Raw genomic sequence first — 13,242 nt, 5'->3', positions numbered from 1 at the left:
TTATTAATAAAAATAATTCGGTATTTGGGCTGTTTGTTTGTCGAATTATAAATTTTATATCTATATTTCCGCGATTGAATAAATGAATTGAATTTTAGATCATAATTGAAAGTAGATGAAGATTGTTAAAACAAGTGGTAATGATCAAGGGGTTTTAAATCGTATTGCTAATAACGATAGTGATGCCTTTAAAGAGATTCATGATGAGTATTCTAGGGAGATGTTTGTTTATGCTTTTAACATTTTGAAGAATAAAGAGGTATGCGAAGATATTATTCAGAATATTTTTATTGACCTTTGGTCAAAAAGGCAAGATGTAGAAATAAATAACTTAGAATCTTATTTGTTTAGAGCTGTTAAGTATCAAATTTTTAATTATTTCAGAAGTAATAAGATTAAAAATGAAGATGTGACTAGGTTAAACTTAATAGATTCTTCAATAAATGCAGCAAAGAAGATGGAATTTCATGAGTTCGAGACTGCAATAAAGAATTCCATTAATAAACTTCCTAAGCGTTGTAGAGAAATATTTGAGCTAAGTAGGCTGGAGCATAAGTCCAATAAGGAAATAGCCGAACAGTTAGGGATTTCTATTCAAGGTGTGAAAAATCAAATATCGAAAGCGTTAACTTTTATAAGAGAAGATTTACGCAGAGAAGAGCTAATCTTGTGCTTTTCCTTATTTTACTAAAAGTAATTTTTGAGTAGACTTATCAGGTTATTCTTAATATTCTCCATTGTTTTTTGTTTTAATTTAGGCTTTTTTTGAAAAAAAAATAAAAAAAGTTGAAAATGGAAGTGTACCAAAATGAGATTTTGGTTACTTATAGTTGTAGAGCAAGCTATAAACGACCGTTTTGTTTCAAATAAGAGTTTAGATATTATTTAAAATCATTAGAAAAGTGAATAAAAGACAAGCAAAAAAACTTTTTACAAAGTATGTTAATAATGAATGTTCAAAAGAGGAACTGGAATTGTTAAATACTTTTTTGGACTCTTATCAGGGCAATAGTTTTGGTTGTGAAGACTATAGATTGATAGAAGATGAATCTTTTAGGTCCGAATCTTGGTCGAGAATTGAAAAGCAATTGTTTAAGAAGACAGATAAAGTGTATTCATTTAAGATTTTTTATAAATATGCTGCAATACTGCTCGTTGTTCTAACGGTTTCATTTTATTTTTTTCAAGGTGGTTTGTTTAGTGAAGATTTTATTGAAAGCAATCAAGAATTAGTTGGAGATATAGAAATAGGTACTGATAAAGCTATTTTAACTTTAGGCAATGGAAAGGAAATAATTCTTGATAAGAATAAAATTTACAATACTAAAACAATTATTAGTGATGGTAAAGGTATTGTTTATAAAACAGAGGATTCCCCGGAGTCTACTCAATATAATTCATTGACAATTCCTAGAGGAGGGCAGTTTTTCGTAGAGTTGTCTGATGGCACCAAAGTTTGGTTGAATTCTGAAACTAAGATAAGATATCCTATTCTTTTTAAAGAAGGAGAAACTCGTCAAGTCGAGCTAGTTTATGGAGAAGCTTATTTTGATGTTTCTCCAAGTTCACAACACAAAGGAGCTAGATTTAAAGTGTTAAATAATAAGCAAGAGGTAGAGGTTTTGGGGACAAAGTTTAATCTTAAAGCTTATAAAGATGAGACTAATACATATACGACTTTAGTAGAGGGTAAGGTGTCTATTATGACAGCAGGAGAGGATATTATTTTACAGCCTAATCAACAGTCGGTTTTAAATGAAGTAAATAATCATATTCAAATTTCAGCTGTCGATGTAAATGAAAATATAGGTTGGGTTAAAGGAGATTTTGTTTTTTATCATAAACCTTTAAAGGATATTGCTGTAGCTCTAGAGCGATGGTATAATGTAGATATAGAATTTCAAAGTGAAGAACTTAAAAATATTAAGTTTAATGGGGAGTTGTCTAAAAATCAGTCTGTTAAAGATATATTGGCATTGATAGTAAATACAAGTAATATCAATAATTATGAAATAAAAAATAAAACAATAATACTAAAATAAAAGAGGGGTAGAATACCACATCTCACCGTAAGCAATTCTATCCCCTTTTTCTGTGATAACCAATTAAATTTTTAACCAATTAAAACGTATGCAAATTTATGAAAATTAACCAAACTGATGCGTGTTTTCGATTCAGAAAACGGCTTTTAATGATTTTTATGAGAACATTCATCTTCTTGACATTCTGTTCCGTATTTAGTTTAACACCTAATGCGGTGTTATCTCAAAATTTTAAAATTTTTATTGACGCTGATAAAATAATAACCATTGATGAACTTTTTAAGTTGATTAGTGATCAAACGGATTACAAATTTATTTATCAGGACGGATTATTTAAGGATTATCCGAAAGCGCAATTAAAAAAAGGAACTATAAATGCAAACGACCTACTAAAAAATAGTATTGCTAATTCCAAATTAAATTTTGAAATTATTAATGGTAATACCATTGTTATTAAAGAGCAGGAAGATACTTCTGATAGCAGTTTGAAAAATCAGCAAGAAAATGAAATTACAGGGGTTATTCTTGATTCAGAAGGAATCCCTATTCCAGGAGCTAATGTAGTTGAGGTAGGTTCAGGTGTTGGAGTTATGACAGATTTTGACGGGAAATTTACTTTAACGCTCCAAACTAAAAAGCCAAAAATAAAAGTATCCTTTGTGGGATATGCCACTTTAGAAGTAAATATAGGTTCTAAAAGACATTACGAATTAATTCTTGAAACCAATACAGAAGCACTTGATGATGTTGTTGTTGTTGGTTTTGGTAAACAAAAGGAAGCCAGTTTGGTGAGTGCTGTAAGTACTGTTAAAGGTGAACAATTAAGAATGCCTAATCGAAGTCTTAGTAATAATTTAGCAGGGCAAATACCTGGTTTAATTGCTATACAACGCTCCGGAGAGCCAGGATATGATAATTCTGAATTCTGGATTAGAGGTATTAGTTCGTTTGCAGGAGGTACGGGACCTTTAGTGTTAGTTGATGGTATTCCTAGATCCTTAAATGATATCGATCCTGATGAAATTCAAACCTTTACACTATTAAAAGATGCTGCAGCAACTGCGGTCTATGGAGCCGAAGGAGCTAATGGTGTTATACTTATAACATCAAAACGAGGGGTTAATCAAAAAACAGTTATTTCATATCGCGGTGAGTATGGTGTTTCAGAACCAACGAGATTACCTGAGTTTGTCGGTGCCGGTGATTTTATGAGATTATATAATGAGGCCCTTTTTAATGAAGGAAGTGCTCCAATGTATAGCGATGAACTTATTGCGCGGCATGAATCAGGGCAAGATCCAGATCTTTACCCTGATGTAAACTGGCTAAATTTATTGTCAGATTATAGTACATCTACAAGACACACTCTAAATTTTAGAGGAGGAGGAGAAAAGGCTAAGTTCTTTATTTCTGGATCTTATTTCAATCAGGGCGGTATTTTTCAGCAAAATTCCTTAGCAGATTACAATAATAATATTGGCCTTAATAGATATAATTTAAGAAGTAATGTCGATTTTGATGTTTCGCCAACAACATTATTAAGTGTTGATTTAAGTGGACAATATTTAGAAACAAATTATCCTGGAGTAGGTTCTACGACCATTTTTCAAAGAATGACCATAGCGCCTCCAAATTTATTTCCAATGGTGTTTTCAGACGGAACAAATGCTGGACACCCTGTTCCTAGTGGTAATCGAGTAAATCCATATAACTTATTGATGGAGTCTGGGTATTCTAAAGAATGGAGAAGTTCAACTCAATCTAAGGTAGCTTTAGTTCAGGATTTAGATGTTATTACTCAAGGTTTAAGTGCTAAAGGTGTAGTAAGTTATGATAGTTACTCGCTTTATACTACAAGTAGAACTAAAACTCCAGCTCAGTATGTAGCTTCCGGAAGAGATTTAAATGGAAATTTAGTCCTTAATCAAGTGGTAAATGAGGTGCCTTTTGGAGAGCCTGCTGAAGGGAACTCAGGAGAAAAAAGAATTTATTTAGAAGCTTCTGTAAATTACAATAGATCCTTTAATGAAAAACATGATGTAGGTGGTATGTTGCTGTATTATCAGAAAGAAACCCAATTGCATAATCAAGCGTTAGCTTTTAGAAAGCAAGCCTATGTAGGAAGAGGAACATATCTGTATGATAATAGATACTCCTTAGAAGTTAATTTTGGTATCACAGGTAGTGAAACTTTTGCAGATGGAAATCGATTTGGTCTCTTCCCTGCAATGGGTGTAGCATGGCTTGTTGATAATGAGGCGTTTTGGAAAGATAGTGGCATTTCTAAAGTCATTAATGGATTAAAATTAAGATACTCTATTGGTAGAACAGGAAACGATGATACTGGAGGTGAGCGTTTTTTATATAGATCTAGTTTTAATAATGCAGGAGGTTATCCAATAGGAATTGGTAGTAATGGCGGTTTAAATTCTATAGGAGGCTTGGTAGAAGGACGTTTTTCTGCTCCAGGGCTAACATGGGAAATTGAAGATAAGAGAAATTATGGTTTAGATATCGATTTATTTTCCAATAGAATTAATTTACAATTAAACTATTTTGATAATACCCGATCAAGTATTTTATTACAAAGACGTACTGTATCTGAAGCAGCGGGTTTAAGACAAGCGCCTTGGCAAAATTTTGGAGAAGTTTCTAATAAAGGATTCGATGGTAGTTTAATGGCAAGAGAGAATTTTGGAGATTTCACGGTGTCTCTTCGAGGGAATTTAACTTATGCTAAAAATAAAATTTTGGAATATGATGAAGTGCCTCAGTTGTATGATTGGATGAATGTTACAGGAACAAGCTTAAGAACGGCTAACTTGTATGTAGCTGAAAGATTATACGATCGTGAAGATTTTGATATTAATGTTGCCCCTGATGGAACAGAAACGTTTGAATTAAAGGAAGGGTATGCTGTGTCTAGTTTAGGAGGTAATATCAGACCAGGAGACATTAAATATGTTGATTTAAATGGTGATGGTGAAATTAATCAGTTTGATCAGTCTAGACAAATAGCAAAACCTTCGGTACCTGAGTTAATATATGGTTTTGGTCTTAATGTAGACTATAAAGGATTTTATGCAAATATATTCTTTCAAGGAGCAGGAAGTGTTTCAACGGTGTTGGGAGGATCTAATGGGCAAGGGTTTCACCCGTTCACATGGGGTGTTCAGGAAACATCAATTAGAAAGGCGGCTTTAAATAGATGGTCTCAAGATAATCCTTCGCAAGATGTAATGTTTCCACGTTTAAGAACCTCTAATTTCTTTCATAATACTGTAGCGAGTACATGGTGGTTACGTGATGCAAGTTTTTTGCGATTGAAAAATGTAGAAATAGGATACAATTTCTCTAAAAATTTATTAGACAAATTGAGTTTAACAAGTGGTCGTTTTTACGTTATGGGTAATAACCTGCATGTATGGGATAAAATTAAAATGTGGGATCCAGAGATTGGAAATGAGAATGCAGGAATGAACTATCCGCTTTCTAGAAATGTTACTTTTGGATTAGAACTTAAATTATAAAAAATGAAAAAAACTATATATAAAACATTAATATTATTTACTGCATTTTTAATAAATGTGTCATGTAATAAGGATTATTTGGATGTTTCTGATGAGTTGGCAGGAGAGCAAACTATGGAAGAGATATTTAGTATTCCATCACAGGTAAGAAGTTTCCATAGAAATATTTTTACAGGTATTCCTGATAGCTCAAATATGATTTTTAGTCCGAGTTATACCCTTGGAGGTCTTGATAATCCTTGGGCAGGTTTAACAGATGAGTTAAAAGCTGCACAAGGTACTTTGAGGAGCGTCACCACTAATGGATACAATTCAGGTAATGCGCCATTTCATAGATGGGGTACATTGTATACACTAATAAGACAAGCAAATTTGTTTTTAGATAATGCCAAGGTTATTCCTCAGTCAGGGGATGCCGATTTTATCGATATTGATGAGTTAAGTCAGCTTAAAGCACAGGCCAGATTTTTAAGAGCCTATTACCATTATTTATTATTTGAATTGTATGGGCCAATACCTATTATGGATTTTGCTGCAGATCCTAGTTCTCCAGATTTAGACTTTGCTAGAAATTCGGTAGATGAAGTGGTCAATTTTATTGATTCAGAATTAAAAGCTGTATCAGAACAATTAAATGATATTGAAACAGCCGATGCCTTTCTGGCTTTACCTACCAAAGGCGTAGCTTTGGCTGTTAGAGGTCGATTATTGATGTATGCTGCAAGTCCATTGTTTAATGGAGAGTATCAAGAAGCACTCAGCCTTACAGATAAGGATGGAAAACAATTATTTCCAGAACGAGATGATTCAAAATGGCAAAGAGCTTTAGATGCTATGCAGGAGTTTATAGACTTTGCTGAAGACGGCTATTATAGCCTTTACAAAGAATATAATACCAATGGCACTTATAATCCAGATACCTCGCTTTATAATTTGTTCAGAAGTGTAAATGAGGAGGTTATTTGGGCTAGTCCCCGTTCTTCTTGGGGAACATTATCTAATGAAGGTATCGACAGAAGATGTACACCTCGTACAGAAAGAGGTGGTTTTGCTAGTATCGCCATTACCCAGGAATTAGTGGATGATTATTTAATGGTAGATGGTTTGCCTATTGAAGAATCTCCTTTATATTCTGAAACAGGGTTTTCTACCGCAGGTGAAGATATTTCAGGTCATGTAGGAGAAGGAATTTATAAAATGTGGATTAATAGAGAGCCACGTTTTTATCAAACGGTGTTTTTCCAAAATAGAAATTGGCATATAAGCAACAATAAAATACAATTTCATAGAGGTAGTGGTAATGGTAATACTTCTGGAAATTACCCTTGGTCAGGGTATATGCTTTACAAACGTATTAGTAGAGAGATTTATAATTCAGGAAGTTATCCTAGGAATGAGTATAGACCAGCAATTCTTTACCGTCTAGCCGAGTTTTATCTTCTATACGCCGAAGCACTTAATGAAGTTAATCCTTCTGATACAAGAGTTATAGAATATGTAGACCGTATTCGTGAGCGAGCAGGGATTCCAAAACTTATAGACATTAAACCAGAAATAGTAGGAAATAAAATAGCCCAACGTGAAGCTATAAGAAGGGAAATGCGTGTAGAATTAGCCACAGAAGGACAGCGTTACTTTGATGTGAGACGATGGATGATTGCTGAAAACCCTGTTGGTGAAGGGGGGCAAGGAGGACCTTTTTATGGAATGAATATGACTGCAGAGCAAGATGATGCCACTTTTTATCAGAGAACGTCATACGAAAACAGAGTTTGGAATAAAGCCATGTATTTATATCCAATACCACTTAATGAAGTTCAAAAAAGTGAAAAGTTAGTACAGAATCCGGGTTGGTAAAACTGTATAATTAAGTTTAATATTATTCCCTTGTAAAATGAAATTAAAATATAAAAAAATCAATATATATACACTTCTAATTTGTGTCATACTTATTACTAGTTGTAATAACGATCCAGTTGAAATGAAAACACCTAACGGGATTTTTATTTCTCCAACAGAAAAAACTATTAGTGAACCTTTTGATATATTGTTTTTAGATTATCCTTCGAAAAAAGACATTGCAGTGTCTTTATACGATGAAACTAAAATCAATGTAAATGTTTCAATAGATCAGAATAATGATTTAGTTGAAGTTTATAATGAAAGCAATAATACAAGCTATCAGCCTTTGCCTATTGAAAATGTTACTTTTAGTTCTAAGGACTTCATTATAGAAGCAGGGACAAAGGTGTCAAATTCAGTTAGCTTAACAATTAGTACGACCAATTTAAATCAGGAAACTATTTACCTGTTGCCGTTAGAAATAACAAATGTAAGTGACCCTAATATACCACTAGATAAATCAATGAATAGAAAATATTATGTGGTTCAAGGAGGACCTCCTCCAAACATTGCAATTGGAAAACCAACAATGCAATCAAGTACAATTTCAGGAGCTATTAGTAGCCGAGCAGTAGATGGTAATACCAGTGGGTTCTGGTCTAATGGATCTGTATCGCACACAGGTAATGCAGGAGAAGAATGGTGGGAAGTTGATTTAGAAAAGGTATCTCCATTCATCCAAGAAGTAATCTTGTACAATAGGCAAGATTGCTGTTCAGAGCGATTAGTAGATTTCTATGTTTTTGTTTCTGATATACCATTTGAGTCGAATTCTGTAGCGGATATTTTAAATCAAGAAGGTGTATACAGTTATTTTCATGCTGGTGTAGCTGGCTACCAAACAATAATTCCGGTTACCAGAACAGGAAGGTATGTTAGAGTTCAGTTAACAGGAAATACTTATTTAAGTTTGGCGGAAGTTGAAATTTTAGGTGTTGAATAGTTATTGTTAAGTATAGAGTTAGTAATTAACAAAAGTCGTGAGTTTATTTTTACTAAATGTGATTAATGTAAAAAAGAATAAGGGTTAGAGCTATTTGTGGAGTATTATAAAAAAAACTTATTATAGCTCTAATTCACTCACGATTAATTAATCGTCATTAGCGAAGTATTGTCTCATAATTATCAAGGCAAAAGAGTCAAGCTTTTTTGATTATATATTTTGGGTTAAATGATTAACCCTTTTTTGTTGCAGAAGTGTCCTGATGTTAATTGAAAGTTTTTTGTATAGCAGTTTTTAAAAGGCAGACAGTATGAGATTGTTATAGTTATGAGTTGATCACTAAGTTGATTGTTCGTCAAATTTGAATAGTAAAGGGTTACTAAAAATTATTATTGACTTATTAAGCTATAGGATGTATTCTTCTTAGTTTTTATTAAAATATTAAATTATGAAAAAAAGGATTTTTATGATCTTGGCTGTCTTTAGCTTGGTTGTGTTTTCAGGACATGGACAACAAGTTAACAGAGCTCAAAAATTATTTGTAAAACACGGACTCCAGTTTCAGACTTGGAGTGCCACAGGAGGCCACGAATGGCCTATTTTTGATAATGGTGTGACTTCACGAATTTCAAATGTATTCGGAGGTTCAAAAAGTGTTCGCTATATTAGGGTGCAGTTGCCGGGACAAAGCAATGAGGTCTTAAGTTTAGCAGAGGTCCAGGTTTTTAGCGGAGGAGTCAATGTAGCTCTAAATAAGGTAGCTACTCAGTCTAGTACAAACGGTAGTTCGGAGGCAAGTAGAGCTGTAGATGGGAATACTAATGGCGACATTAATAATGGATCAGTAACGCATACTCAAGCTTCATCCCAACCGTGGTGGGAAGTAGATTTGGGGGCTAATTTTGATGTGGAGTCGGTGAGGGTATATAATCGTACAGATTGCTGTGGCGAGCGACTTAGAGGCTATTATATATTGGCATCACCAAGCCCCTTTGTGAGTGCTTCTTTAGGAGGAGCACTTGCAGAAAATGAAGTTGTTTTAATCGGCCCTCACTTTCCTGTAGGAGATGAATACACAAATCTTCCGTTTGTTCAAGGATTTTATGAAAAGCCCATGTTTAGTCCTGATTTTTTTAACCGTCACCCAAATGCGCTTTGGAGCATGGAAAAGGCACCTTATGGAACACAACTAGATATGGGGCCTACAGCTTCGGAAATTTCAAATGGATTTTTAGATGCTCATCAATTAGAAAAAGTAGGCAATTTGGTTACTTTAGGATTTGGTGATGAAGAAAATTATTCCAACGAATTGAAAGATTGGTTCAAGCAATGGTTCGATTTAAGTAAAGCAAAGTATCCTGATGTCTTGTTGCATAATAATCAATATGTTAATCAATGGAGCGACAGTCAGATGAGAACCTACATACAACAGGCACAACCTGATTTTATTAGTTTTGACAACTATTTGTTTAATGAAAGCCAAGTAGAGTTTGATGGAGGTTCTTTAAGACCCATGTATAACTACCTTGGTAGATATAGACGCTTAGCGCTTGAAGGTATTGATGGTAATGGAAATTTACCAATAGAGTTTGGACAATATACCATTGGTTTTAGACAAGGATCTAATCAAGCAGGTGAAGGAGGTCTTTATTATACTTCTGAATCTCAAATTTATGGAGAGGTATTTGGCGCTTTAACCATGGGAGCTAAATGGTTAAGTGCATGGAGATATAATCGTTGGGATAGAAGTTACTGGATTGATAATGCAGGTAACTTACTTCCTGGATATAATTGGTATGCTAATGCATTAAAGGAGTTTAAGAATTTATCTCCTCATTTATCAAGATTACAAACAACAGACGTACGTTTTATTCCTGGAGAGCATTTATCAGGTGGAAGTGCAGTGACTAATTTAACCCCTAACGAAGTAGCTGTTTGGGATGCGGTTTCCGATCCTGATCCTTACATAACTGGAATAACAGCTTCCAATATGGTAAGTGGGACCAATAATAATCTTAAAGGAGATGTATTGATCGGATATTTTAAGCCAGTAAAACATTTAAGTACCGATACAGATATAAGTATGGGACCAATACATCACAAGGATGCAAAGTACTTTATGATTATGAATGGATTGACAAAGGCAAGTGGTTGTTGTCATGAGTCTTCATCTTCATTGTTTCAGGATGATATTAATCAGGGACTTGCTAGTTTAGCAAAGCAAACCATTACTTTAAATATTGATTTTGGAGAAAATCCTGTAGATGTTTTAAAAAGAGTTAACCCTACTACTGGAGTAGTGGAGGATATTTTATTAACTCAAGTTTCAGGGAATGAGTACAAGGTAGATATTGTTTTGGATGGAGGTAAAGCTGATTTGTTTTATTGGGAGAGTGCGCACTCAGTAGAAAACAATATTCCATACAATCTAGCGCTTAATAAAGCAGCGACGGAGTCTAGTGTGCAAAGTGGAGCATTGGCAAGTAGAGCAGTAGATGGTGATACCAGTGGTAATTGGATTGATGGTTCTGTAGCACATACTTTAAGTGAATTTCAACCATGGTGGCAAGTCGATTTGGGTGATTTGGCAGATATTACGAATATAAAATTATATAATCGAACTGATTGCTGTGCAGACCGCATGATTAATTATTATGTGTTAGTTTCCGAGAATCCATTTCAAGAATCGGAAACACTTATCGATATTTTAACACGTTCTGATGTTTATGAATTTTATCAAACTAGTCAAATGGGACGTCCAACGAACATGTCAATAAATCAAAAAGGTAGGTACGTTAGAATACAGTTACAAGGGACAAACCCCATTAATATGGCAGAAGTCGAAGTGTATGGAACATTTTCAAATCCGCTGACAATACAGGAGAATAAACTAAATGAATTTAAGATTTACCCAAATCCATTAAAGCAGGGAGAAACGTTGAAAATTAATAGAGAATGGGTAAATTCATTTGAAGGAGAACCATTAGAAGTGTCTATATTTTCTATAACTGGAAAAAAAATATATACAAAAAAAATATTACCCGAAAATGGAAAAAATAATTTAGAAATTAATGTTGAACAATTAACTACTGGGGTGTATTTTATAGAATTATTAACTGGCAGTTTTAGTGAAACAAAAAAAATAGTTGTCAAATGAAAATAGGAACTTTTTTTTAAAGTATTTAGTTTGTATTCTTTTGATTAATAGCATGAATAGAAAAAATAAAAGATTAAAATTGAAAAGTGAAACATTGTTAACTATTTTACTCACTTTATGTGTTAATAGTTTTAACCTCCAAGGACAAAATATTCAAAACCTTCCGAAACCCTCAATAAAACAATTACAGTGGCAACAGATGGAAACCATTGCTTTTGTTCATTTTAGTATAAATACATTTACCGATAAAGAATGGGGCTATGGAAATGAATCTCCAGAGCTTTTTAATCCAACAAATTTAGATTGTCGGCAATGGGTTAAAATTTGTAAAGATGCAGGTATGAAGGGTGTAATTTTAACAGCTAAGCACCATGATGGGTTTTGCCTTTGGCCTTCTAAATACACAGAATATAGTGTGAAGAATTCGCCTTGGAAAAATGGTAAAGGTGATTTAGTAAGAGAGTTTGCCGATGCTTGTAAAGAGTTTGACATGAAAATGGGGTTATACTTATCTCCATGGGATTGTAATCACCCAGATTATGGTAAACCTGAATATAATGAATATTTTAAGAATCAGTTGGAAGAATTATTATCAAATTATGGTGAGGTTTTTGAAATATGGTTTGACGGAGCAAACGGAGGTCGAGGTTATTATGGTACCGATAAATTACATACTAGAACGATAGATAAAGACTATTATAATTGGAGTGAATTTGAAAGTGTTGTTAAGGCATTGCAACCTAATTGTATTATTCATGGGGGTAAAATAGCCGATATTCGATGGGTAGGAAATGAGGAAGGTTTTGCAGGCGAAACGCATTGGAGCACTATGCTTACGTCAGATAAGTTTGATAAAAATATCCCAGTAAAAAATCAATTAAATGTGGGGCATGAAAATGGAACACGATGGTTCCCCTCAGAAACCGATGTATCTATGCGTCCAGGTTGGTATTATCACAATTCTGAAAATCATAAAATAAAATCTTTACCTAAGTTATTAGACATTTATTACGAAAGTGTGGGGCGTAATAGTCTATTGCTTTTAAATTTGAGCCCTGATAAACGAGGACGTATTTTTACAGCTGATTCTTTACGATTACTTGAATGGAGAAGGCAATTGGACTTAGATTTTAATGAAAATTTAATTGATGGAAATGCATCGTTAATAGCTGATAACAAGGAAATTTTTAAAAATGCTTCAGACGGTAATTTTCAAACCTATTGGAAAGGAGATTTAGAACAACCTAGTTTCGATATAGAATTTGGAGAAGAGAAAACTTTTAACCGTTTGTTATTACAAGAATTTATTGCAGAAGGACAACGGGTTAAACATTTTACTGTAAAGGGTTATACAGACAATAAATGGATAAATATAGCACAAGGAACAACGATTGGGTACAAACGAATTTTAAGATTCTCAGAGGTTAATGCGAGCAAAATACGTATTATTATAGATGAGTCTTTAGCGGTACCTTTAATTTCAGAAGTAGCTGTTTATAATGCCCCTCTAGTTTTGTCTGCTCCAAAAATTGAAAGAAATCAATCAGGACTAGTTAATATCATTTCTCCTGATAAATCTGGAAAGATATTTTATACTGTTGACGGTTCTGAACCTAATAATAATTCCAAAGAATATACCCAACCATTTTTACATGATGGTGATTTTAC

7 protein-coding genes are annotated in these 13,242 nt (G+C 33.6%); all 7 read left to right on the top strand.

The annotated features are described in order from the left end of the window. The first annotated feature begins 115 nt into the window (after positions 1 to 115). Positions 116 to 691: an RNA polymerase sigma-70 factor gene (locus ICJ83_RS16780; RefSeq protein WP_188231566.1), complete on the top strand. Its 576-nt coding sequence runs from the start codon at positions 116 to 118 to the stop codon at positions 689 to 691. Between the two features lie 211 nt (positions 692 to 902). Beyond that, positions 903 to 2,042: a FecR family protein gene (locus ICJ83_RS17110; protein WP_188231565.1), complete on the top strand. Its 1,140-nt coding sequence runs from the start codon at positions 903 to 905 to the stop codon at positions 2,040 to 2,042. A 98-nt stretch (positions 2,043 to 2,140) separates the two neighbouring features. Next, positions 2,141 to 5,572 (top strand): SusC/RagA family TonB-linked outer membrane protein, encoded by a 3,432-nt coding sequence (locus tag ICJ83_RS16770; protein ID WP_223154836.1) that lies wholly within the window; start codon positions 2,141 to 2,143, stop codon positions 5,570 to 5,572. A 3-nt stretch (positions 5,573 to 5,575) separates the two neighbouring features. Further along, positions 5,576 to 7,429: a RagB/SusD family nutrient uptake outer membrane protein gene (locus ICJ83_RS16765; RefSeq protein WP_188231564.1), complete on the top strand. Its 1,854-nt coding sequence runs from the start codon at positions 5,576 to 5,578 to the stop codon at positions 7,427 to 7,429. A gap of 124 nt (positions 7,430 to 7,553) precedes the next feature. Then, entirely contained in the window at positions 7,554 to 8,417 is an 864-nt protein-coding gene (locus ICJ83_RS16760; RefSeq protein ID WP_188231563.1) for a BT_3987 domain-containing protein, read from the top strand. A 448-nt stretch (positions 8,418 to 8,865) separates the two neighbouring features. Further along, positions 8,866 to 11,574 (top strand): galactose-binding domain-containing protein, encoded by a 2,709-nt coding sequence (locus tag ICJ83_RS16755; protein WP_188231562.1) that lies wholly within the window; start codon positions 8,866 to 8,868, stop codon positions 11,572 to 11,574. A 79-nt stretch (positions 11,575 to 11,653) separates the two neighbouring features. Then, positions 11,654 to 13,242, top strand: a 1,589-nt coding sequence (locus ICJ83_RS16750; RefSeq protein WP_223154835.1) for an alpha-L-fucosidase, incomplete at its 3' end; no start/stop codon positions are given.

Origin of the sequence: Aestuariibaculum sediminum, from assembly GCF_014596945.1 — a bacterium.
In the GTDB taxonomy this organism is placed as follows: domain Bacteria; phylum Bacteroidota; class Bacteroidia; order Flavobacteriales; family Flavobacteriaceae; genus Aestuariibaculum; species Aestuariibaculum sediminum.
Note: the sequence above shows the minus strand (reverse complement) of the source record. Positions and strands in the feature narration are given on the sequence as shown.